Source organism: Halostagnicola bangensis (assembly GCF_054653435.1).
Window position 1 is genome coordinate 488,625 of record NZ_BAAIGG010000002.1, and the last position, 22,288, is coordinate 510,912.

General features: G+C 61.3%; 19 protein-coding genes and 1 tRNA gene. 10 read left to right on the forward strand and 10 right to left on the reverse strand.

Features of this window, described 5'->3' with window-relative positions; all coding sequences use genetic code 11:
• Positions 1 to 82 precede the first annotated feature (82 nt).
• Both mre11 and rad50 read left to right on the forward strand, forming a co-directional pair.
• Positions 83 to 1,657 (forward strand): DNA double-strand break repair protein Mre11, encoded by a 1,575-nt coding sequence (mre11, locus tag ACYQ14_RS04085; protein WP_459885061.1) that lies wholly within the window; start codon positions 83 to 85, stop codon positions 1,655 to 1,657.
• Positions 1,654 to 4,404 (forward strand): DNA double-strand break repair ATPase Rad50, encoded by a 2,751-nt coding sequence (gene rad50 / locus ACYQ14_RS04090; RefSeq protein ID WP_459885063.1) that lies wholly within the window; start codon positions 1,654 to 1,656, stop codon positions 4,402 to 4,404. Before mre11 ends, rad50 begins: the two co-directional genes overlap by 4 nt.
• A 91-nt stretch (positions 4,405 to 4,495) precedes the next feature.
• On the opposite strand, the gene ACYQ14_RS04095 is transcribed toward rad50, so the two are convergent.
• From ACYQ14_RS04095 to ACYQ14_RS04105, 3 genes are all read right to left on the reverse strand, one after another.
• Positions 4,496 to 4,918 carry a DUF7346 family protein gene (locus tag ACYQ14_RS04095; RefSeq protein ID WP_459885065.1) on the reverse strand — a complete coding sequence of 141 codons (423 nt, stop codon included), beginning with the start codon at positions 4,916 to 4,918 and terminating at the stop codon, positions 4,496 to 4,498.
• A 15-nt stretch (positions 4,919 to 4,933) separates the two neighbouring features.
• Positions 4,934 to 5,332, reverse strand: a complete 399-nt coding sequence (locus tag ACYQ14_RS04100; RefSeq protein WP_459885067.1) for a DUF7322 domain-containing protein — start codon at positions 5,330 to 5,332, stop codon at positions 4,934 to 4,936.
• A gap of 104 nt (positions 5,333 to 5,436) precedes the next feature.
• The gene (locus tag ACYQ14_RS04105; RefSeq protein WP_459885069.1) at positions 5,437 to 5,619 is read right to left on the reverse strand and encodes a DUF7331 family protein; all 183 of its coding nucleotides are present in this window, start codon (positions 5,617 to 5,619) and stop codon (positions 5,437 to 5,439) included.
• Between the two features lie 159 nt (positions 5,620 to 5,778).
• Here ACYQ14_RS04105 and ACYQ14_RS04110 point away from each other — a divergent pair, with 159 nt between their 5' ends.
• From ACYQ14_RS04110 to ACYQ14_RS04135, 6 genes are all read left to right on the forward strand, one after another.
• Entirely contained in the window at positions 5,779 to 8,499 is a 2,721-nt protein-coding gene (locus tag ACYQ14_RS04110; protein ID WP_459885071.1) for a DNA-directed DNA polymerase, read from the forward strand.
• A 251-nt stretch (positions 8,500 to 8,750) separates the two neighbouring features.
• A complete protein-coding gene (locus tag ACYQ14_RS04115; protein ID WP_459885073.1) occupies positions 8,751 to 9,662 on the forward strand; it encodes an ABC transporter ATP-binding protein in 912 nt (303 codons plus the stop codon).
• A 61-nt stretch (positions 9,663 to 9,723) separates the two neighbouring features.
• On the forward strand, positions 9,724 to 11,154 hold the full coding sequence (gene sufB, locus ACYQ14_RS04120) for a Fe-S cluster assembly protein SufB (protein ID WP_283834173.1): 1,431 nt from the start codon (positions 9,724 to 9,726) through the stop codon (positions 11,152 to 11,154).
• Positions 11,155 to 11,167: 13 nt separating this feature from the next.
• Entirely contained in the window at positions 11,168 to 12,379 is a 1,212-nt protein-coding gene (sufD, locus tag ACYQ14_RS04125) for a Fe-S cluster assembly protein SufD (protein ID WP_459885075.1), read from the forward strand.
• A gap of 185 nt (positions 12,380 to 12,564) precedes the next feature.
• Positions 12,565 to 13,059, forward strand: a complete 495-nt coding sequence (locus tag ACYQ14_RS04130; RefSeq protein WP_459885077.1) for a ferritin-like domain-containing protein — start codon at positions 12,565 to 12,567, stop codon at positions 13,057 to 13,059.
• Between the two features lie 76 nt (positions 13,060 to 13,135).
• Entirely contained in the window at positions 13,136 to 13,564 is a 429-nt protein-coding gene (locus ACYQ14_RS04135) for a metal-dependent transcriptional regulator (RefSeq protein ID WP_283834176.1), read from the forward strand.
• Positions 13,565 to 13,780: 216 nt separating this feature from the next.
• Here ACYQ14_RS04135 and ACYQ14_RS04140 read toward each other — a convergent pair whose 3' ends face one another.
• From ACYQ14_RS04140 to ACYQ14_RS04150, 3 genes are all read right to left on the reverse strand, one after another.
• Positions 13,781 to 15,799, reverse strand: coding sequence for a phospholipase D-like domain-containing protein (locus tag ACYQ14_RS04140; RefSeq protein ID WP_459885079.1), 2,019 nt, complete (start codon positions 15,797 to 15,799; stop codon positions 13,781 to 13,783).
• A 179-nt stretch (positions 15,800 to 15,978) separates the two neighbouring features.
• On the reverse strand, positions 15,979 to 17,451 hold the full coding sequence (locus tag ACYQ14_RS04145; RefSeq protein WP_459889973.1) for a HEAT repeat domain-containing protein: 1,473 nt from the start codon (positions 17,449 to 17,451) through the stop codon (positions 15,979 to 15,981).
• A 131-nt stretch (positions 17,452 to 17,582) separates the two neighbouring features.
• Entirely contained in the window at positions 17,583 to 18,338 is a 756-nt protein-coding gene (locus tag ACYQ14_RS04150) for a protein sorting system archaetidylserine synthase (RefSeq protein ID WP_283834179.1), read from the reverse strand.
• 211 nt (positions 18,339 to 18,549) lie between these two features.
• Here ACYQ14_RS04150 and ACYQ14_RS04155 point away from each other — a divergent pair, with 211 nt between their 5' ends.
• Positions 18,550 to 18,990 (forward strand): cupredoxin domain-containing protein, encoded by a 441-nt coding sequence (locus ACYQ14_RS04155; RefSeq protein ID WP_283834180.1) that lies wholly within the window; start codon positions 18,550 to 18,552, stop codon positions 18,988 to 18,990.
• Between the two features lie 87 nt (positions 18,991 to 19,077).
• On the opposite strand, the gene ACYQ14_RS04160 is transcribed toward ACYQ14_RS04155, so the two are convergent.
• The 4 genes from ACYQ14_RS04160 to ACYQ14_RS04175 are packed head-to-tail and all read right to left on the reverse strand — an operon-like array spanning position 19,078 to position 21,769.
• The gene (locus tag ACYQ14_RS04160; RefSeq protein ID WP_459885082.1) at positions 19,078 to 19,719 is read right to left on the reverse strand and encodes a 30S ribosomal protein S3ae; all 642 of its coding nucleotides are present in this window, start codon (positions 19,717 to 19,719) and stop codon (positions 19,078 to 19,080) included.
• Positions 19,716 to 20,066: a KEOPS complex subunit Pcc1 gene (locus ACYQ14_RS04165; protein WP_459885084.1), complete on the reverse strand. Its 351-nt coding sequence runs from the start codon at positions 20,064 to 20,066 to the stop codon at positions 19,716 to 19,718. The genes ACYQ14_RS04160 and ACYQ14_RS04165 overlap by 4 nt, the downstream gene beginning before the upstream one ends.
• On the reverse strand, positions 20,063 to 21,295 hold the full coding sequence (locus ACYQ14_RS04170) for an exonuclease (RefSeq protein WP_283834183.1): 1,233 nt from the start codon (positions 21,293 to 21,295) through the stop codon (positions 20,063 to 20,065). Before ACYQ14_RS04170 ends, ACYQ14_RS04165 begins: the two co-directional genes overlap by 4 nt.
• A 6-nt stretch (positions 21,296 to 21,301) precedes the next feature.
• A complete protein-coding gene (locus ACYQ14_RS04175) occupies positions 21,302 to 21,769 on the reverse strand; it encodes a 30S ribosomal protein S15 (protein WP_283834184.1) in 468 nt (155 codons plus the stop codon).
• Between the two features lie 282 nt (positions 21,770 to 22,051).
• Here ACYQ14_RS04175 and ACYQ14_RS04180 point away from each other — a divergent pair.
• Positions 22,052 to 22,123, forward strand: a tRNA-Ala gene (locus ACYQ14_RS04180).
• Positions 22,124 to 22,288 lie beyond the last annotated feature (165 nt).

The window sequence follows — 22,288 nt, forward strand, 5'->3', positions numbered from 1 at the left end:
TCTTCGCTCGAACTCGACAGAGAAGTCACTTTCACCGCGGTCACGGAAGCCATTTAGGCTAGCCACAGTAACGTCACTGTAGATGACGCGGGTGATACACACGGGCGATACCCACATCGGGTACCAGCAGTACAACGCACCCGAGCGACGGCGGGACTTTCTCGAGGCATTTCGCGAGGTCGTCGACGATGCGGTCGAAGACGACGTCGACGCGGTGATCCACGCGGGTGACCTCTTTCACGACCGACGGCCGGGACTGGCGGATCTGCAAGGAACGGTCGAGGTCCTGCGGCGACTTGACGATGCCGACATTCCGTTTCTGGCGGTCGTCGGCAACCACGAATCGAAACGCGACGGCCAGTGGCTCGACCTGTTCGCCGACCTCGGCCTCGCGACTCGACTCGGCGCCGATCCCTACGTCCTCGAGGACGTTGCACTCTACGGACTCGATTTCGTCCCCCGGTCGCGACGGGACGGCCTCGAGTACGAGTTCGAACCGCTCCCCGACGCCGCCGAGCACGCGGCGCTGGTGACCCACGGCCTGTTCGAGCCGTTCGCCCACGCCGACTGGGATACAGAACGGCTCCTCAAGGAGTCGACCGTCGATTTCGACGCCGTTTTGCTCGGCGATAATCACAAACCCGACACCGCCGAGGTGCTCGAGACGTGGGTCACGTATTGTGGATCCACGGAGCGAGCGAGCGCGAGCGAGCGCGAGGAGCGAGGATACAACATCGTCACGTTCGACGCCGGGACCCAATCGGAAGACGGTGGAACAGACGACGTGACGATCCGCAGACGCGGTCTCGCCAACACTCGAGCGTTCGTCTTCGTCGATGTCGAACTCAACGAGGAGGAGGGAATCGACCGGGTACAGGATCGCGTCCGGGAGTATGATCTCGAGGACGCGGTCGTGATCGTCACCGTCGAAGGCGAGGGGCGGCCGATCACCCCCGCGACCGTCGAGGAGCTCGCGACCGACCGGGGCGCGTTAGTCTCCCGTGTCAACGATCGGCGAGAGCTTCCCGACCAGGACGACGAGGTTTCGGTCAGCTTCGCGGATCCCGACGAAGCCGTCCGCGAACGGGTCCGCGAGTTGGGTCTCAGCGACGCGGCGTTGAACCTCGATCGAACGGTGCGAAAGACCGACCTCGCGGATTCGAACGTCCGCGAGACCGCAGAACGGTTGGTTCGGGACCTCCTCGAGGAGGACGAGTCGGCGTTCGAACCCGCTCCGGATCGCGATCCCGCGGAGGTGACAACGGTCGCCGACGCGCTTGGAGACGGTAAGGGGGCCGATGACCCAGACGGGGAAGCGACCGACGAGCCCGATTCCGATACGGAAAAAGCGACACCGGTGGGGGATGACGACGAACCGGAGACAGCTCCGATTGACGCGGACGAGAGTTCTTCTGTAGAATCGACCGAAGCAGCTGAACCGGACGGCGTGGACAGCGACGAAGCGCCGGACACCGCCGAGGACGGCAAAAGGCCGGAGAGTTCCGAGGAGGACGGAAGGCCGGACACCGCTGAGGACGAGCACGAATCGGACGACGTCGGAGCCGAGGACGAATCAGTCGATCACGACCGAGAGAGCGAGCCTGCGACGGACCGTTCGGAGGGGGCAGAAACCACGTCGCTCGGTGATTTCGCATGAAAGTCGAACGAATTCGGCTTCGGAACTTCAAGTGCTATGGCGACGCCGACCTCGGCCTCGAGCGAGGAGTCACCATCGTCCACGGCGTCAACGGGAGCGGCAAGTCGACGCTCCTCGAGGGCGTCTTTTTCGCGCTCTACGGCTCGAAAGCACTGGACAATCGCACGCTCGACGACGTGATTACGACGGGCGAGGAGGAAGCCGAAGTCGAGCTGGCGTTTCGCCACGACGATGTCGACTACCGGATCGAGCGTCACCTGAAGCTCCGCGGCGATCGGGCGACGACGACCAAGTGCGTACTCGAGACTCCGAGCTCGACGATCGAGGGCGCGACCGACGTTCGCCGGAAGGTGACGAATCTGTTGCGGATGGACGCCGAGGCGTTCGTCAACTGCGCGTACGTCAGGCAGGGGGAGGTGAACAAGCTCATTCACGCCTCGCCGAGCGATCGCCAGGACATGATAGACGACCTCCTGCAATTGGGCGCACTCGAGGAGTACCGCGAACGCGCGAGCGACGCACGACTGGGCGTAAAGACGGTACTTGACGGCCAACGGGACGTACTGGAGGACCTCCGAAATCAGGTCGATCAGAAGGAGGACAAGGAACTCCACGAACGGCTGAACGAACTCGAGTCCAGACGGGCCGATATCGCGGACGAGATCGAGAACTTCGAATCCCAGCGGGAGAACGCAAACGAGACGCTCGAGGCGTCGACGGAAGTTCTCGAGCGCCACGAGGAGACGCGCGAGGAGATCGAGACCCTCGAGGAGGAGATCGAGACGCTCCGATCGAAAATCAACGAAACCGAGCGCAAACGCGAGAACGCGAGCGAAACGATCGACGAGCGAAAGTCGCGCCGAGACGAGCTCGCGGATGAACGCGAGACGATCACGGCGGAGATCGACCACGCGAACGAATCCGATGGCGACGACGATGCTATCGGTGACAACGACACCCCTGAATCGGTCGAGCTCCCCCAAGCGCTCGAGTCGACCGCCGATGTCAAAGAGCGGATCGACGCGCTCGAGGGCCGAGACGAACAGCTCCGCGACGACCTCGAAACGCTCCGGGTCGAAATCAACGAGCGGTCGAACGAGAAAGAGCGACTAGAAACCGAAGCGGACGAGTTCGAGTCCGAGGCGACACAAAAACGCAAGAAAGCAACCGAGCTCGAGTCGAAGATAGCCGACGACGAAAACGCGATCGACGAGCGCGAGGAGAAGCTCTCGACGCTCGACGAACGGATCGAAACGGCCCGCGAGCGGTTCGAAGGGAGCCCGATCGACTTCGGCGACGCGGCCGACCACCGCGAGACGGTCGCCGAGGAGCGCGAAGCGGTCGTCTCGGAGCTCGGCGACGTCGCTGCGGAGATCAAAGCCGTCGAAAGCTCGATCGAGGAGGGTGAAACGTTGCTCGCGGAAGGAAAGTGTCCCGAGTGCGGCCAGCCGGTTGAGGACTCCCCACACGTCAACGTACTCGAGGAAAAGCGCGAGACGCTCGCCGAACTCGAGGAAAAGCGCGAGGCACTCAAGGAGGAACGCGAGGAATTGGACGAGCGAATCGACCGCGCGGAGACGCTCCGCGAGGCCGAACGCGATGTCGAGCGGCTCTCGGACAACCGCCAGAACGTCGCGCAACTGCTCGAGGAAAAGCGCGAGACGCTCTCGGACCGTCGCGATCGATGCGAGGAACTGCGCGAAACGGCGGACGAGCTCGAGTCGGAAGCCGAAGATAAGCGAGAAGCCACGGACGACATCGAAGCGGCCATCGGTGACTCCCGGAGCGAACTCGGCGAGATCAACGGAACGCGCGGCGATATCAGGGCCGAACTGGAGGATCTACACCGACTCGTCGAGATCGACGACGAGCGCGAGGAGATCGAACGCGAGATCGAAAACGCCCGCGAGCGCCGCGAGGACTGGCAGACGATGAACGACGAGCGGCGCGAACAGCTCTCGAACAAGCGGGATCGGAAACGAGCGCTCGAGGACGAGTTCGACGAGCAACGGGTCGAGCAGGCTCGCGAACGGAAACGAAGCGCCGAAGACTACCTCGAGAAGGTCGACGAGAAGCTCTCGACGCTTCGCGAGAAACGAAACGAGGTACAGAACGCGATCGGCGGCGTCGAGAACGAACTCGAGGAGCTCGAACGCCTGCGCGAGCGACTCGAGTCGATCGAATCGCGTTGTGACGATCTCGAGTCGTTGTACGAGGAAGCCGAAACCCTTCAGGCGACCTACGGCGACCTGCGGGCGGAGCTTCGCCAGCGCAACGTCGAAACGCTCGAGCGGCTCTTGAACGAGACGTTCGAGCTGGTCTATCAGAACGATTCGTACGCCTCGATCGATCTCGACGGACAGTACCGGTTGACGGTGTATCAGAAAGACGGCGAACCGCTCGAGCCCGAACAGCTCTCGGGCGGCGAACGGGCCCTGTTCAACCTCAGTCTGCGGTGTGCGATCTACCGACTCTTGGCTGAAGGCGTCGAGGGAACCGCGCCGATGCCGCCGCTGATCCTCGACGAGCCGACGGTGTTTCTCGATTCAGGCCACGTCACGCAACTCGTTTCGCTGGTCGAGTCGATGCGCGACCTCGGCGTCGAACAGATCGTCGTCGTGAGCCACGACGAGGAACTCGTCGGTGCCGCGGACGAACTCGTTCGCGTCGAAAAAGATGCGACGTCAAACCGGTCGGAACTCGAGCGCGGCGAGCCGCCCGAGATCGCGTTGCTCGGCTCCGACTGATCTTTACAGGTCGGCTGATTCGAGTTTGTCGTTCAGTCTGTCGTTCAGTCTGTCGTTCAGTCTGTCCTTCTCGAGAACGTATCGACCGACTTCACTCCGTTCGAATCCCCTCGAGCGCATCCGTCCCGGTTTCGGTGACACGATACCCGCGTTCGCCGGAGACCTCCGTCTCTGCGAGCAGATCGGCGGCCGTGAGTACGGCGAGCGTTCCGTGAAGGTCGCTTTCACAGAAGGCGGTATCGCCCAGGATCGTCCGAACGCGGGTCGGACCCCGGTCGGCGAGTTCGAACAGCAGTCCGAGCGTCTTCTCGTCGTGGACGTTCGTGACGAGCGTTCGAACCGGATCGGCGACGGCGCTCGCGGCCGTCTCGAGCGGCGACTGGTCGGTAGCCTCGAGTCGGTCGTTGCGGACGTAACATTCGTTACCGGTTGCCGGATCCCGGACGAGACTCGCATCGTCCGATCGTTTCAAGAGAACGTAGTCGGTTCCGTCGTCGTCACGTACGGTTTTCATGGTGTAGGTAGTGTGTTACCGCTCTGAGGAGGGGTCTGAGTCAAGGGAGTCCTGGGATCGAAAAGCCCTGTATCGGCGGTACGCGAGCCCGAACAGGACGAGGCCGCCGACAGCGAGGACGCCACCGATGGTCGTCATTCCCTGGATGAAAAACAACATCACGCCGAGTGAGAACGCGAGCAACGCGGCGTTGACCGCGACAACGATCGCCCAGAAGTGTTGAAACACTGCTTTCGGAACGTCCGTCTCGTCGGTCGAGACTTCCGGAATCGAAACTTCCGGCGGCGAAACCGTCGGATGCTCGGGCTCTTCGGGCGTTACGTCGGGAATCGTAATCGAATCGCTCTCCGGGTCTTCGAACTCCGCCTCCGGATCGTATTCATCCGGTTCGTTTTCGGATCGCTCGAACACCACAGAAGTGAGAACGGCCACGAATGGCAAAAGCATTCGCGTTCGTCTCCATCCACCTTCAGGTTAGCCTGTCGACATTCGTTTGCTCCTGTCGTCGGTACGCCCGCTCAAACGATCTCTTTGAGCGGGAGCGTCTGCGTCGTCTCGACCCACGCGAGGGGGTTTTCGGCGTCATAAAAGACGACGCCGTCGTCCGTTTCGTACGATTCGATCGTTTCGGTGCCCGTGGGTTCACTAGTTGGTGCGTCGGCCGTCGTCTCGTCGGTAACTCGAGTGGACACTTCGATCACCTTGAGCCATGCTATGTGTTACCAATTTATAGGTCTTATTGCCTCTGCAATATCACGTTCGGCGACGCGACCGGAGTACACGGCCGTCGCTCGCCGGTTCGAACCGCCCGAAGAACCGTATGCGGGGGTTTTTATCCGACGGCTCCAAAATCAGCAACCATGACTGACGCGGGACAGACCGGACTCGACTCGTTTTCTGCCGAGTCCGGGGAGCGACCGGACGAGGAGGCGATGGCCGTCGCGGGCAACGGCGGGATGGAGCGCCCGGAAGTGGTCGACGTCGTCGAGGAGACCCTGCCGGACGCGACGGGCGAACTCGAGCTCGCCGTGATGCAGGTCGATTACACGATCGACGGCTACGGCGACGACGAGCGGGTTATCATGAACGTCTTCGGGCGCACGCCGGCAGGGGACTTAGAGCACGTTCGCGTTCTGGGCTTCAAGCCGTATTTCTACGCACCCACGGATTCGCTCGACCGGCCGCCCGAAGAGGAGTACGACCGCCTGACTGGGAGCGAGGAAACCGGCGAAAACGGAGAGTCCTACGAGAGCATTCGCGGCGAGCGGTTGACGAAAATATTCGGACAGACGCCTCGAGACGTCGGGAAAGTCAGAGACGAGTTCGACCACTTCGAGGCCGACGTGTTGTTCCCGAACCGTTTTCTCATCGACAAGGATATTCGAAGCGGTATCACGGTGACCGAGCGCCGAAACGACGACGGGACGCTCGTCGTCCCCCACGACGAAGTGGTTGCCACAGATGTCGACGCCGACCCGCGGGTCAATACGTTCGACATCGAAGTCAACGACCGGGCCGGATTCCCCGAAGACGGCGAAGAGCCCATCGTCTGTCTCACGAGCCACGATTCCTACCGCGACGAGTACATCATGTGGCTCTTCGAAGCGCCGGACGGCGAGGGACAGATTCCCGGCGAAATCGACGAGTACGAGCCGATCGAAGGCGAGATCGAACACGAAGTTCGCGCGTTTTCGGAGGAAGAAGCGATGCTCGAGGCGTTCGTCGACTACATCGACGACACCGACCCGGACATCCTCACCGGCTGGAACTTCGAGGACTTCGACTGTCCGTACTTCCTGGATCGACTCGAGGAACTCGAAGGGCCCCACCACGACTACGATCTGAATTCGGACCGACTCTCGCGGGTCAACGAGGTCTGGCGAAGCAACTGGGGCGGCCCCGACGTGAAAGGTCGCGTCGTCTTCGATCTGCTCTATGCCTACCAGCGGATGGTCTTCTCGGAGCTCGATTCGTACAGGCTCGACGCCGTCGGCGAAGCGGAACTCGGCGTCGGGAAAGAACGATACGCCGGCTCGATCGGCGACCTCTGGGAGGACGATCCGACGCGGTTGCTCGAGTACAACCTCCGGGACGTCGAACTCTGCGTCGAACTCGATCGCCAGCAGTCGATCGTGCCCTTCTGGGACGAGGTGCGCTCGTTCGTCGGCTGTAAGCTCGAGGACGCGCCGACGCCTGGCGATACGGTCGACATGTACGTCCTCCATCAGGCTCACGGCCAGTTCGCCCTTCCCTCGAAAGGCCAGCAGGAAGCCGACGAAGAGTACGAGGGCGGGGCCGTCTTCGAGCCGATTACGGGCGTTCGAGAGAACGTGACCGTGCTCGACCTGAAGAGTCTGTACCCGATGTGCATGGTGACGATCAACGCCTCGCCGGAGACGAAAGTCGATCCCGACGAGTACGACGGCGAGACGCATATCGCACCGTCGGGAACCCACTTCCAGAAAAAGCCCGACGGGGTCATGCGGGAGATGATCAACCAACTGCTCGCCGAACGAGAGGAAAAGAAGTCGCTTCGAAACGAGTACGAACCCGGAAGCCGAGAGTACGAGCAGTACGACCGCCAGCAGGGAGCTGTCAAGGTTATTATGAATTCGCTCTACGGCGTCTCGGGATGGGAACGATTCCGGCTCTACGATAAGGACGCCGCGTCCGCAATTACCGCAACAGGGCGAGAAGTTATCGAGTTTACCGAAACCGCGTCGAAGGAACTCGACCATACCGTCGCTTACGGAGATACGGATTCTGTCATGTTGGAACTCGGACCGGATGTCTCGAGAGAACAAGCGCTCGAGCAATCGTTCGACATCGAGGATTACGTCAACGACCGGTACGACGACTTCGCACGCGAGGAACTGAACGCGGAGGAACACCGCTTCCAGATCGAATTCGAGAAGCTGTATCGTCGATTTTTCCAGGCCGGGACGAAGAAACGCTACGCGGGACACATCATCTGGAAGGAGGGCAAAGACGTCGACGACATCGACATCACCGGGTTCGAGTACAAGCGCTCGGACATCGCCCCGATCACGAAGGAGGTCCAGCACCAGGTCATCGAGATGATCGTCCGCCAGGGCGATATCGAGGGCGTCAAAGAGTACGTCAACGGAATCATCGAAGAGTTCGAATCGGGCAACGCAAACCCCGAAGAGATCGCCATTCCGGGCGGCATCGGGAAACGGCTCGACAACTACGACACCGACACCGCACAGGTTCGCGGCGCGAAGTACGCGAATCTCCTGCTCGGAACCAACTTCGACCGCGGGAGCAAGCCCAAACGGCTGTATCTCGATCGCGTTGATCCATCCTTCTTCCGCAAACTCGAGGAGGACAACGAGTTCGACGCCCGGCGCGATCCCCTCTACGGGGCGTTCAAGCGCGACCCGGACGTCATCTGTTTCGAGTACGACGATCAGATTCCCCCCGAGTTCGAGATCGACTACGACACGATGCTCGAGAAGACGCTCAAGGGTCCGATCGAGCGAATCCTCGAGGCACTCGACGTCTCGTGGGAGGAAGTAAAATCCGGGCAAGAGCAGACCGGGCTGGACAGCTTCATGTAACGGGTCGAACCACTGCGATACCACTCAATTTCGGCTCCTCTCCCCGGCCGTATTTATCGGCGTAATCGACCTCTCTCAGCTACGTTTTCGCCAGATGGCGTTCACATCGGTCGATTCGGAATCCCGCCAGTCGTCTGGAGATCCTTTCCCTTTCAAAAAATTATCTTCCGAAATCGGAACCGTAACCAATTAGATACCAAACCCTTATCACTCGCACGACCCACCATTTGGACGACAGAGGTATTCGTACTATGGCACGCTTAGAGCTCCGAAATCTGCATGCAGAAGTGGCAGAGGGCGACGAACAGATCCTGCACGGCGTCGACCTCGAGGTCGAGTCGGGCGAGATCCACGCACTGATGGGTCCGAACGGCTCCGGGAAGTCGACGACCGCCAAGGTCATCGCCGGTCACCCGGCCTACGAGGTCACGGAGGGCGAAGTGCTCGTCCACCTCGACGAGAACGAGTTCGGCGACGACTTCGAGATTCCCGAAGACAAGCGGACATGGAACATCCTCGACCTCGAGCCAAACGAGCGCGCGGCACTCGGTATCTTCCTCGCGTTCCAGTACCCGGCCGAGATCGAAGGCGTCACGATGACGAACTTCCTCCGAACCGCACTTAACGCAAAGATCGAAGAGCGCGAAGAGCTCTTCGAGGAAGGCGAAGGCGAAGGCGAAGACGACGCCGAAGACGAAGGCTTCGAGACCTCGCCGATGGAAGGTCCCGCCGACGACGGCGAAATCGGCGTCGCCGAGTTCCAGGAGATCCTCGCCGAGAAGATGGAGGAACTGGATATGGATGAGCAGTTCGCCCAGCGCTACCTTAACGCCGGCTTCTCCGGCGGCGAGAAGAAACAAAACGAGGTCCTGCAGGCCGCGATCCTCGAGCCGGCAGTTGCAGTGCTCGACGAAATCGACTCCGGGCTGGACATCGATCGACTCCAGGACGTCTCGAACGGCATCAACGCCCTTCGCGACGAGCAGGGAACTGGGATCCTCCAGATCACCCACTACCAGCGAATTCTCGACTACGTCGAACCCGACACCGTCCACATCATGCTCGACGGGGAAGTCGTCAAGAGCGGCGACGCCTCGCTGGCCGCAGAGCTTGAGGACAAGGGGTACGACTGGGTCCGAGAAGAGGTCTACGAGACGGCGTAACCGAATGCAGCTAGAACAACGGTAATAACGCTACAGCCGTAAACACGAATACATACAAATCATGAGTTCCGAACAAGATCACCTCAAAGACACTGACACCGAAGCGCGTTTCGAGTTTAAAAAAGAAGAGCGCTCGGCCGTCAGATCTGACAAAGGCCTCACCGAAGAAGTCGTTCGACTGATCAGTGAGGACAAAGACGAACCGGATTGGATGCTCGAGCGGCGTCTGCGTGCGCTACAGCAGTACCACGCGATGCCGATGCCGACAGACTGGCCCGGCCAGCCCGACCTGACCGAGCTCGACATCGAAGAGATCGTTCCGTATATCCGCCCAGACGTCGACAAGCGCGAAGGCGTCGACGACTGGACGGAGCTTCCGGACGAGATCAAAGACACGTTCGACAAACTCGGCATTCCGGAAGCCGAGAAGAACGCACTCTCGGGCGTCGGCGCGCAGTACGAGTCCGAGGTCGTCTACCAGAACATGCAGGACCAGTGGGAGGAGAAAGGCGTGATCTTCATGAATATGGATCGCGCCGTCGAAGAACACCCGGAGCTCGTCAAAGAGTACTTCATGACGACCTGCGTGCCCCCGAGCGACAACAAGTTCGCCGCGCTCCACGGCGCGGTCTGGTCCGGCGGCTCCTTCGTCTACATTCCCGAAGACGTTACCGTCGAGATGCCCGTTCAGGCGTACTTCCGGATGAATTCGGAAGGGATGGGCCAGTTCGAGCACACGCTGATCGTCGCCGAGGAAGGCTCCGAAGTCCACTATATCGAGGGCTGTTCCGCGCCGAAGTACGGCTCGCACAACCTTCACTCGGGCTGTGTCGAGGTCTTCGTCGAAGACGACGCTCACGTTCAGTACTCGACGGTGCAGAACTGGTCGAAGAACACGTTCAACCTCAACACCAAACGCGCCATCGTCGAAGAGAACGGCACGATGGAGTGGGTCTCGGGCAGCATGGGATCGAAAGCGACCATGCTCTATCCGTGTACGATCCTCAAGGGTCGCGGCGCGACGGACACCCACATCACGATCGCGTTCGCAGGTGAAGGCCAGAACATCGACACCGGTGCGAAGGTCTACCACAACGCACCCGACACCAGCTCGACCATCGAGTCCAAGTCCGTCTCGAAAGACGGCGGCCGAACCAACTACCGCGGCCTCGTCCACATCGCCGACGGTGCCGAGAACTCGAGTACGGCAGTCGAGTGTGACGCCTTGATGTTCGACAACGAGTCCACCTCAGACACCATGCCGTACATGGAGATCGAGGAGGCGAAAGTCGACGTTGCCCACGAGGCGACCGTCGGCAAGATCGGCGACGAGGACATCTTCTACCTCCAGTCCCGCGGACTGGACGACGACGACGCAAAGAAGATGATCGTCGCCGGCTTCATCGAGCCAATCACGGAAGAGCTCCCGATCGAATACGCAGTCGAACTGAATCGTCTGATCGAACTCGAGATGGAGGGAAGCCTCGGATAACTCCGAGATCACAATGAGTACGCAGGTACACGCCAATCTAACGGATGCACAGGTACGCGAAATCAGCGGGAACTTAGACGAGCCCGACTGGCTTCTCGAGACGCGTCTCGAGGCCCTCGAGGCACTCGAGGAGCTGGACATGCCCGACGTGATCCGAACGCCGGGTCAGAACTGGACCAACCTCTACGAGCTCGACTTCGAGTCGCTCGTCGATCCGCTGAACGCCGCCGAAGAGAAAGAGCAAGTCGGACCGGACAACGCTGAGGTCCTTTCGTGGGCCGAGGCTCTCGACGAATACGAAGCCCTCATCGAGGATCACTTCGGTTCCATCGTCGACCCACAGGAGAACTACCTCACGGCGCTTTCGACGGCGCTTTTCTCCACGGGAACGGTCATCTACGTCCCCGAAGGGGTCGACGCCGAGGACGTGACGATCCGGACCGAGATGAACTCCCGGTCGCTGTTTAACTACACGCTCGTCGTTACCGAGGAGTCGTCGTCCGTGACGATTCAGGAGCGCCAGTCGACTGGCACAGAGTTGGAAGACGAGCAGTATTACAGTGGCATCGTCGAAGTCGCCGCCGGCGAGAACAGCTACGTCCAGTACGGCTCGCTACAGGATCTCTCCGAGGAGACGTACAACTTCACCGTCAAGCGAGCGGACGCCGACACCTACTCCACGGTCAACTGGATCGAAGGCAACGTCGGCTCGAAGCTGACCAAGACCGAAACCTCGACAGAGCTCAACGGAGACAGCTCCGAGAGCCAGATCGTCGGTGCGTTCTACGGTCACAACGACCAGCACTTCGATCTCGACGTTAAAGTCTGGCACCGCGCCGAACACACGACGGCGGACCTCGTCACCCGCGGCGTCACCGACAACGTCGCACGCTCGGTCTACGAGGGTGTCCAGGACGTCGGGCAAGACGCCTGGGACACGAGTTCCTACCAGCGCGAAAACACGCTGATGCTCTCCGATGAGAGCGAGGCAGACGCCTCCCCGAAGCTCATCATCAACAACCACGATACGGAAGCCTCACACAGCGCAACCGTCGGACAGGTCGACCAGGAGGACCTCCTGTATATGACCTCCCGCGGTATCACGCCCGAAGCGGCTCGAAACATGCTCGTCGAAGGCTTCTTCGTTCCCGTCCTCGAGGAAGTTGCCGTCGACGAACTCCGCGAGGACTTCGAGTCACTGGTTCGAACCCGACTTCGTAACTAAGCGGTTTGTTTTCGCCCGGCCGTTTTCGAACGCTCGTTCGTTCTCCGTCGCACGTAGCCAGATTCAACATCTCTTCGAGAGCGTCGCCCGGTAGTGGCTCGTCACACCGCCCAGTTAGCGATAGACCCCGACGGGTGTCACCGAAGAAGCGGGAAGTTAAGTAACACGCCCACCCAGACAGGTGTATGAGTCTGGGACAGCGTGTCTCGACCGACCACCAGTTGACCCGCCTCCTCCAGATCGGCGTGGTCCTCGAGGAAGTCGTCGAGTCACGCGCCGCCCACCACCTCGAATCGCTCCCCGCCGAGGAACGCGCGGAGGTCGACAAAGAGGTCAGGGAGCTACTTATGGAGGCCGCGGAGGAATCGGCCGACCACCGCGATCGGCTCGAGACACTGATCGAGGATCTCGAGGCGGAAACGGTCGGCTACGAGGATATAAATCAGCTGGTCGACGCCCAGTACGGACCGCCGGAGGATACCGATGGCGTCCTGTACGACCAGCTCTGTAACGAGGAGACCGCCTACAAATTCTACGACGATCTCATCGAAGCGATCGAAGCTTCCGACGCAGCGTTCGCCGTCGACCGAGATCGAGTCCTCGAGACGTTGCGAGAGATCCGCGAGGAGGAAAAAGAGGGCGTCGAGGAGGTCACAGATATTATGGAGCGACGAGCATGATCGGGACACGTAGTTGTTACAGACGACCGACGAGTCGGACCGATCGACGACCAACGCAGTGTAACAAGGGTTGGCGATGAATACAGCAGATCAATACCTCAAGGCGATCTATCTCGCCCAGCGAATGGAAGACGGTCCGGCATCGACCGGGACGCTCGCGGATCTCCTCGGCGTGAGCCCGGCGAGCGTCAACGAGATGATCGGCAAACTCGAGGAGAAAGAACTCGTCGACCACGAAAAGTACAAAGGAGCGAGTCTCACGGACGAGGGGCTCGACCGCGCCCACGAGGCGCTCCAGACGTACTGTATCATCGAGCGATTCCTCGCAAACGTCCTCGAGGTCGACGAGTTTCGCGACGAAGCGCGAGCGCTCGAAAGCGTTATCGACGATACGGTCGCCGACAGACTCGATACGATCATCGACCGCCCGGAGCAGTGCCCCGACTGTTTCGACCCGGAAGCCGACTGTTGTCGCCTGCTCGAGGTCGGCGGGCCGGCGAACTGACGGCTGTTAGATTTGTTTTGACGGGGTATCAATCCTTCTCGAGCAAGTCCTCGTAACAGGCCCGTTCAATACGATACGACCCGCACCCTGGACAGTATTGTCTGTTCAGTTCGAACTGTCGGTGGCAGTTTCCACATTGATACGCACGATCGCTCGCCTCTCGACTCCCGGTGTCGGTGAGATACCTTCGGAGAGCGCCGACCCAGCTTCGAGGAGTCATTCGGGACGATCACCCGACCGCTTTGCTGTGTCGTCTCGATCAGCTGGGGAAATCGAGTCGGATTCGCCACTGTCGTTCCGTTGGGCAATATCCTCACTCGGCTGTTTCGTACCCGAACGCCGGCTGGAGTTGTCGGGTTTCCCGACGGCCCAAACCTCGCGATCGCCGAACGTGATATAACGGTGTCCGACGAGTGCGGCGACGATCAGCGCCACGATGACACTGAGGCTGAGTCCGACCGGAAGCGACCACGATCCGCCTTGCCAGTCGTCGTCGAAGACCGCTCGATAGTAGGCCGCTGGTTCTTCTCCGTGAACCGCAAGAACGACTTCACGATTGTTCTCGAGCGAATTATCGTTCCAATTGAGGCTCCCGACGAGAGTCGTCTCGTCGTCGATAATCACCCCCTTGGCGTGAATCTTCTCGAATCGGTTTCCGGGCTCGACGAGTGACACCTCGAGTGGGAGCTCCTCGTCCGCAGCCGTTCGCTCGAGCGAGGCTTTCAATTCGGCGTTGTCGTCTTCGACGTACCAGGACGAATCGAGCAGGATCCGGACCTCGACGCCGCGGCGGGCGGCATCGACAGTTTCCTCGACAAGAGAAACGCCAGATCCGCCGATACTGGCCTGCTTGACGAGTATTTCGTCTTCGGCTTCGGCGAGAAGTTCCCGGACGCGCTCTTGTGCGTTGTCGGGAGCGAGGAGGAGTTCGACGCCGTCGACGTCGACCGCTTCTGCTCGATGTTCCGTCGTGAATTCGGTCTGGCCCCGTTCGTCAGTTTCGTCGTCGACGAAGGTCGTGTTTTCTCGATGGCTCGCGCCCGATTTCGTGTCCCATCCCTCGAAGTCGGCGATGAAAACCGTCTCGAGGGCCGTTGCGAGTTCCCGATCCTCGACGGTGATCCCCCACCCTCGGCTCGAGTCGCCGCCCAGACCCGAGGGTTTCCAGTTCTCGCTCGTGACCAGCACCGTGTCGTCGGCGATAGCGTATTTCGGGTGGTGGAACTGATACCGCGCTCCCTCGCCACCGGTCGCGCGAACGTCGACGTCACCGTCTTCGAGCGACTCGAGGATCGATTCGGTCGGTTCTGGCGTTCCGCCGACTGGACCCGACTCGAGGAGGACGTCGACGTCGACACCGCGTTCGCTGGCCTTTACCAGTTCCGCTGCGATGGTCTCAGACGTGAAGGTATAGCCCGCGACCACGAGTCGATTCTCGGCGTCGCGAATCGTTTCGAGCGGGATATCGGGGCTATCGGGAAGGACGAACGCCGTCGCTTCGTCGGCGTCGGTGGTCGTCCGCTCGAGACAGGTCGCGTCTCGCGGCCACCACTCGCCCTGGCTCTCTCCCATCGTCGGGTTGTCCGTGTTTCCTTCCTCGAGATCGCTTCGATGCCAGCGCTCGGCGAGGGGTGCATCGTCGTACGAGACCGTATCGATTCGTTCCGACCCGTTCCGTAGCTCGAGGCTGTCCCCGTCGGTCGCGAGGCGGAGGTGCCCGTCGAGCTCGAGCGGGTTGTCGTCGGTGAGTGTCGCCGTTTCGTTCGCGTCGGTCGTAACCGCGACACGGTCGGAGACCGTTTCGTTCGGGAACGTTGCAGTCGTGTGTCCGTCCGTGACGGTCCAGTTCTCGAGCGACGTCTCCGGCGGCGTCTCGAGGACGAAAAACTCACCCACGTTTTCGTACGTCGTGGGGTTGGGGTACAGTTCGACGATTCGTGGTTCATCAAGGATTCGGGGTTCGCCGTCGCCTCGAGCGTGTTTCGGACACGCGAGTGCGGACGTGGTGTTTTCGAAGCCTGGTATCCCGTCTGACGGCGTTGCTGTCTGTACGCTTGTGTCGGTCGGCATTGCTGTCTGCATCCGCTCTGAGCCATCCTTGAGGGACTCGCTGTCGGCGTCGACTCCGGGCTGTCGATCACCGATCATCGAGGGAATATCAACGAGAGCGGTAGCTATTACGCTCGCGAAGAGACAGCAAACGAGGACGGCGACGAGTAGCGCCCGGATACGCATCACTCGTTCTGGCCGCGTATCGATATTTAAACCCTCAGACGGAACGTGGATGTTTGTCGACAGCCGGTAGAGCGTCGGGAACGGACGGCAAGTAAAGCGATCGACGGCGACGAAATGAGGGCCGAGACGGTTACACGAAGTTCAGGAGAAAGTCTTCGACTTCAGTCGTGTGAAGGGCGTCAAGCCGCCGGCTCGAGATCGACCTTCTCGGCTTCGGCCTGCACGAGGTACGCACGGTCGTCGGATGCACCGGCAACGGCCTCGAGAGCGCGTTCGGTGCCAATCTGATTGAGCGCCCAGGCGGCGCTCGCGCGAACGGTATCTTCCTCGTCCTCCTCGAGCCGTTCTGCGAGCGGGTCGATCGCTCGAGTGTCGCCGATGAGACCAAGCGCGCGAGCGGCGGAGCTTCGAACGACGGCCTCCTCCTCGGCTAGTTGGTTTGCGATCGGTTGAACGGCCTCCTCGCTGCCGACTTCACCCAGTGCACGCATCGCGGGGCGCTGTAGTTGGGGGTTCGAATCGACGTAGTCGAGCAAGGCCTCGACGACGTCCTCGTCGGCTTTGCCGATCTTTCCGAGGATCGACATCGCGGTGGTGTCCCGTCGGTTCGCCCGTTGGAGCATGGGTTCAATCGCTTCCTCGGGGCCCATCCGCTCGAGGGATTCGAGACAGTGTTCCTCCATGAAGTCCGACCCCAGCGACTCGAGGGCGAGCAACACCATGTCGACGTTGCCGCGTTTCTCGTGAACTTTCAGCGCGTGCCACTCCGGCGGGAAGTCCTTGACGTGATCGAGCACGTCGTAGTACCCTTCGCGGCGGAGCTGTTCGCGAACCTGCAGGTCGTCCCACGCCGTCGCGTCGTCGACGTCCGACTGGAGGTCGTCGGTCGTCTCGAGGAGCGATGCGATCTCCTCGTCGTCTTCGTCTGGATCGAGTTCGGCGGATTCGATTTCGGCCTCGACGGTCTCGAGGGCGGTGACGAGCGCCTCGAGAAGGGGTTCGTCGTCTGCGGGAGAAATCGAGGTCCCGAGAACGGCGTTGCTATCCTCGAGAGCGGCCTCGATCGCCTCTCGGAGTTCCACTTCGCCTTCTTCGGTCCAACGAGTTCCTTCGATATCGCCTTTGGCATCATCGACCTCGCTGACGACGTCTTCGGCGTACGGTCCCCGCTGGTCGTCGACATCGGACTGGATGTCGTCGACATCGTCCTCGAGCGCGTCGATCTCGTCTTCGACCTCGTCGAGTTCCCCCTCGAGCGCCTCGTGTTCGGTTTCGAGTGCCGCGACCGGTCCGGTGGGTTCGTCGTCGGCCTCCTCGTCTCCCTCATCGGCCTCTTCGTCCTCGTCTGTTTCGGGTTCGGGAAGCTCGATGTCGTCGAACTCCTCGCGCAGGGAGTCGAACGCCTCGCGAACGGGGTTGATCTCCTCGCGGACGGGCTCGAGTTCCGCTTCGACATCGTCGAGGTCGTCCTCGGTCTCGGCGGCTTCGAACGTCTCGCGAACGGGGTCGATCTCCTCGCTGATCGGCTCCAGATCGTCGCGGACGGGCTCGAGGTCGCCCTCGATCGACTCGAACCGTTCGCGGACCGAATCGATCCTCGTCTCGAGGTCCGCCTGCGTCGGCTCGGAGTCGGGAGCGTCCTCGTCGCTCATCCCACCACCCGGCGGGCCGTCTTCGTCCTGACTCTGTGCATACGATATCATCGTGTCAGGACGCTCCTAAGCGTTTCCATGCAGAGTCCACGAACGCCCTCGCTCGAGCGGTGAGAGAATACGGTCCTCGATTACACGTTCCCGTGTATTTCCGTGTTTTCGGCGTCGCCGGGCTCGGAAGCGTCCGACTGCGTGTCTTCGCGCCAGTAGAACCACGGACTGAGCGTCATGTACGCGATCCCGAGCGTGAGCAAGGCGTACGGAAAGGTCCGTCCGGCGAAGCTCGGAACGAGAATCGCCAGGACGTGAACGATGCCCATGATCAGCGTGTCTCGAACGAGCAGATCCGGATACCGGATCCGGGACACCATGAGATAACAGAACGCCCCCGTAACACCGAGAATGAGCCACGGTTCGGTGGCGGGCCCGCGGGCGAGAATCGCGGCACCGATAATCGTCGCCGCCAGCGTCGTCTGGATCCCTTCCGTGTGACTCGCCGTCGTATCGTAGGCGGTGTACATGCCGAGTCTTGCAACGGCCATCGCGACGAACAGCGCACAGATACCGATCACGAGGAGCAACTCGGACGTGATCGCGTCGAACCCGATACCGAGTCCGTCGGTGACGACGACGAACGCGAGGACAGCGGGAGCGACCCCGAAGGAGGCGACGTCGGCCAGCGAGTCGAGATACGGTCCCGCCTCGGTTCCGCCGTATCGGCGGGCGAGAATGCCGTCGAGTCCGTCCGCGATCGCAGCGAACAAAATGAGCCTGGCGGCGACATCGATGTCGACGAAGGCGACGACGACGGCGATAAAGCCGAGTGCAGCGTTTGCGATCGTCACTGCGTCGGCAACGCCGAGTCGACCGACGAACCGGGGGAGCATACTCGCGAATTCGACGGGGAGTTACCTTACGTGTTTTCGTTTGGTCGACGATTCGCAGTTCCGTTTGGTTGGCGACTCGCATTTTCGTTTCGTCGACGACTCGCAGTTCCGTTTGGTCGACCCTGGGAGGTCCCGGTGAGACCGACCGAACCACACCTTCCAACTGGGAATCGAACCGGGGGCTTATATTCAGTCTCTGCTAAGCACGGTTATGAACCGCCGTGCCTATCTCGCTTCCCTGGGAACGGTAACCACAGTGGGGATAGCGGGTTGTTCAACGGTCTCTGGAATGTTCGGAGAGCCCTGCAGTGGCGACAACTGTGATGTCGGCATGACCCGAACCGAATTCGTCCCCGAAACGTACGAAATATCTGCCGGGGAAACCGTCGTTTGGAAGAATACGAGCGAAGCCGACCACACGGTTACGGCGTACTGGTCGGGGAAGTTCGAAGAGGGGGACGCAGAGTACTTCGCCACCGGCGACTACGACGATTTCGAGACGGCAGACGAGGAGTTCTGGAACGAAGCGAACGGAACCATCAGCACTCGAGAGACGTTCGAACACACCTTCGAGGTCCCGGGAACGTACAGCTACGTCTGCTTGCCGCACGAAGACGGCGGAATGATCGGGTTCATCGAAGTCACCGAGTGACAGTGTAGTTGCGGTCTCGAGACATCCCGTCGCGAAAAAACGATTCGATCGATCGAACGGTGGCGTCGAACGGCGTAGTTCGAACTGTTAGTCGTCCGCCGCGACGTCTTCTTCGTCGACATCGACTGCCGTCGCCTGTTCCTCTGCGACTTCTTCCGGATGCGCTTCGAGAGTCGTCTTCTGAATCTCGACGCGGCGAAGCGGATAGATTGGCTTCGCTTCGCCGTAAATCGCCGAGGAGAGTCGACCTTCGACGACGCCGTCGATCAGGTCGTCGAACGTTCGCTCTTCGGCGGCTTCCTCGACCATATCGACCATCTTTTCGCGGATGGCCTTCTCCTGGCTCGCGTCGGCCTTCTTGGTCGTGAACGCGACCGGCTGGATCTGGACGCGGTAGTCGTCCGTCGTGAGGACGGTGACATAGGCCTCGATCTTGGAGGCCCCGCGTCGGACCAGCGAGCGCAGGTAATCCCGCGTCAGGGAGTGCTCCACGAAGTCCGTGTACGCACTGTCGCTCCCGACGTCGGTAATCTTGAAGGTGAGCTTCGTGTTGTTTTCGCTGGCGGTGTTGGTCAGATCGCCGAGCGTCGTTTCGATGGTCCGTCCGTAGACCTTGTCCGGTTCATCTGCAGGTGTTTCGCCGAGCACTTCCCGGTCGAACTGCTCCGGGGCGTGTACGGTGTACCACCGTTTTTCCTGTTTTGCGCGTGAAACTGATCGTTCGCTCATTGTGTGTTAGGTTCGTGTTTCGTGTTGGTGTCGGAGTTCGTCGCGGGCGGGGACGCGCCGTCCGCATCCGCGCTCGAGTCCCTCCGACGGTTGGTTGTCTGCGAGTCGATGCTGCCAGATGTGCGCTCGGCAATACTGCGAGCGACGTCGAGGTTGACGACGTAATCGTCGACCGTCGAGTGCAAACTGCCGGTCGCCTCGCGTTCGATCCGCGTGACGACGGCTCGGGTGCCGTCCTCTCGGCGTTCGACACTCGTCTCCATCTCATCGGTGTTGTCGGGCGCGAGCGCCCGAGCGAGGCGTTCCGCATCGTCGTGTGTCGTCCGAATCGTCGCTTTCCTCGTCATATCTGCCCTCGTACTGCCGCGATGATCGTCGATTCGTCCGCGTCCGAGTCGTAGGTCAGGTAGCCGCGCCGTCGGCCCACGTCGTAGCCACACCCGATCCCCTCGCCGTCGAGTTCGCGGGTGATCGCCTCGAGCGTCGACCCGAGGGGACGTGCGTCGGTGGTCGCGACGCCGGTTTCACCGTCACCGACCGCCAGAACGAGCGGTTCCGGCGATCTGTAGGCCGCTGTGAGTCGGGCGACGGTTTCGACCGGGCCGTCGTCGATGTTGACGACGACGATACCGTTGTAGCGTTCGGTCGAGCCGGCCCCAAGCGCCGCGTGTGCGACACGACCGTGGTCGCGCCACGCGTCGAGTGCCGGATCGCGTGCGTCGTGACCGAGCGCCAGCGCGATTCCGGTTCCCGGCTCAACGCGCGCCGTCGCCTCGAGCACGTCGGCGTAGCCGCCGATCGTCTCGAAGACGGGTACAGTGTGTCGAGTCGACTCCGGTACGTCTGGCGACGCGTTCGTCGCCGCGTACGGACTCAGAGCTCGAGCGATCGCGTTCGAAGCGCCGTCGGTAGCTTCCGGCATCCCAACAGCGTCGATCGCGACGAGCGAGCCGATCTTTCGGTGAATCTCTCGAGACGCGCTCGTTTCGGAGTCGATCCCCTCCGCGGGGACGAGAGCCGAAAACGCCTCTCGAGTCGCCTCGGGATCGCCGGACCACGGAGCCCGCACTCGCGTCGAGTGGGCGAGCCCGTCGATCGGGTCCGCCGTCGGTACCGCAACGCCGGGTCGTTCTTCGAGTAGATTCCGCTCGAGTGCCGCCTCGAGGAGCCACTCGGTCTCGCCAGCGCCGGGATCGACGCCGGCCGCGACGACGCCCGCAAGCGCGAGTACTGGATCCGGCGTCGAACCCAGTTCGCGTGCGAGTTCGCAGGCCTCGAGGGTGGCCGGTCGATCCGAGGGGTCGATCCGGGACACGTCGCCGTCGACCGTGCCGACGACGAGCGTCTGATCGGTCTGGGGTCGGTCCTGACTATCCTCGGTGAGGGTCGTCCGTTCGCCGACCGTCCTGACGGCACTCACCTGAAACGGGATCTCCCGTTCGGCGAGCGCGTCCGCGATGACCCCGCAAGCGGCGAGCGCGTCGCCGTCTGGTCGCGTGACCAGACGGACGAAGCTCGCGCTCTCGAGGTCGGCGGTGGCGAGTGTGGCTTCGGTCGAACGACCCTCTGTAGACATCTGGAATTACTCCTCGAGAAGCGACTTCGCGACGTCGTAGGAGTAGGTGAAGTCGGGTTCGACTTCCTTCCCGCGGTAGTAATCGACGAGTCGGCGCACTTTCGATTCGGTGTTTTGCAGTGCGCGCTTGTTCTGGTAGTCCTGTGGGTTCTGCTGGACGTGCTCGCGGAGTCGGATCGCACGTGTCATCAGGCTTCGGAGGTCCTCGGGAAGCTCCGACCGCGCGTCGTTCTCCTCGAGAATCTCGGTGAGCTTCTTGCCGGTCGCCAGTTTGACGTCCGGAATCGGCGTGCCCGTGACACCCTCGTCACGCAGCTTGATGCCGATCTGGCTCGGATCGTAGCCCTGCTCTGATAGTTCGACGACCCGCTCTTCGATCTGGTCTGGGTCGACGTCGCTCCACTCCGGTGGTTCGTCTGCCGCCGGCTTGTCCGATCCGGACGAGCCTCGACGGCGCGTATGCATTCGTGCCATTGATTGAGGATAGGAAACGCACTGACCGCCGCATATGTCCGGCTCTCGCCGGGTTGCACTTCCGCAATCTCGAGTCACCCAAAGAGACGGGGTGACAGGGTCAGATTTGCGGCCGTGCGGTTCCCACTGGTATCTACTCGGTTAGGGACTAAAGGGTTTCTACCTCCGACCGCGAGTGTTGTGTTCGGGGGTTGTTGTCTGCTCGAGTGTGGGACAGTACCGCGGTTCCCTCCAATTCGAGGGGTTTATCTATGCCCACAGAAAACCCGTAAGTACGAACGAGGGCTCGTAGATCAGTGGTAGATCATCCCCCTGGCACGGGGAAGGCCCGGGGTTCAAATCCCCGCGAGTCCACTCCTTTTCGCCGCGAACAAACTCTCGAGCGGCGCACATAGTCGGCGAAGGCGGGATTTGAAGCCCTGGAAGTCGCAGCGCGAACGAAGTGAGCGACCGTCTTCCTTCGGGTTCAAATCCCGGCGTCTTCGCGAGCAACGCGAGCGAAGGCTCGGGAGACGGAGT